The organism is Vibrio sp. Vb0667, assembly GCF_033391095.1.
Map to the genome: position 1 here is coordinate 1 of NZ_JAWPOL010000332.1, position 1,111 is coordinate 1,111.

Sequence of the window (1,111 nt, forward strand, 5' to 3'; positions counted from 1 at the left end):
ATCAATACGTTAAGTGCGGGCTCGTTATCAGTACTCAATACGAACTTAGCGACGCTGAGTTCAAGCCGCAGAGATAGATTCCGCGCCGACCACATTGGTTATATCTTCCAGCAATTCAACTTGCTGCCGTATTTGAATGTCATCGACAACGTATTACTTCCTTGCCAATTCAGTAAAGTGAGACGAGATCGCGTGACACCAAACGCCTCCAAAGCCGAGCTTTTATCACAAGCGACAACCTTGTTGGAGCGGCTTCATTTACCGACAAATTTACACTCTCGCCCAGTGTCAGAGCTGAGTATTGGACAACAACAGCGAGTGGCTGCAGCTCGTGCGCTAATAGGGCATCCTGCGTTAGTCATTGCTGACGAGCCGACATCTGCACTCGATCATGATAATCGCATGGCGTTCATCGAACTGCTGATGGAACAGGCTAATCAAGCCAACGCGACATTAATCTTTGTCAGCCATGATCCAACTCTGGAAAGCTTGTTCGATCGCACCATTAATCTGCCAGAAATAAACCAAAGCAGTAACATGGAGGTGCTAGCGTGAGTGCTGTAATCAAACTCGCTTGGAAAAGCTTGATGAACCGCAAAGCGACAGCGGTGTTGACGATCATGACGGTAGCAATATCGGTAATCTTGCTGCTTGGCGTAGAACGTATCCGCACTCAAGCAAAAGACAGCTTTGCGAACACCATTTCCGGAACTGACCTAATTGTCGGCGGACGCTCAGGCCAAGTGAACTTACTGCTGTATTCAGTCTTTCGTATCGGTAATGCCACCAATAATATCGATTGGAAAAGCTACCAAGAATTCAGCCAGCATCGCGCGGTTGATTGGGCAATTCCCATTTCGCTCGGAGACTCTCACAAAGGCTTTCGAGTGATGGGGACCAATCATAGTTACTTTGAGCATTATAAGTACGGAAGTAAGCAACCACTTACTTTCTCGAAAGGGAAAGAGTTCAATGGATTATTTGAAACCGTACTCGGATCGGACGTCGCCAAACAATTGGGTTACCAGATAGGCAGTGAAATCATCATTGCCCATGGTATCAGCGATGTTGGCTTCAGCCGTCACGATAAACTGCCATTCAAAGTTGTTGA

The 1,111-nt window shown here is 47.0% G+C and carries 2 protein-coding genes; both read left to right on the forward strand.

The window, feature by feature from the left end; all coding sequences use genetic code 11:
* A partial coding sequence (locus R8269_RS25670; RefSeq protein ID WP_318222968.1) for an ATP-binding cassette domain-containing protein occupies positions 1–555 on the forward strand: 555 nt, incomplete at its 5' end.
* The coding region (locus R8269_RS25675) for an ABC transporter permease (RefSeq protein ID WP_318222969.1) at positions 552–1,111 on the forward strand (560 nt) is incomplete at its 3' end. The genes R8269_RS25670 and R8269_RS25675, both read left to right, overlap by 4 nt.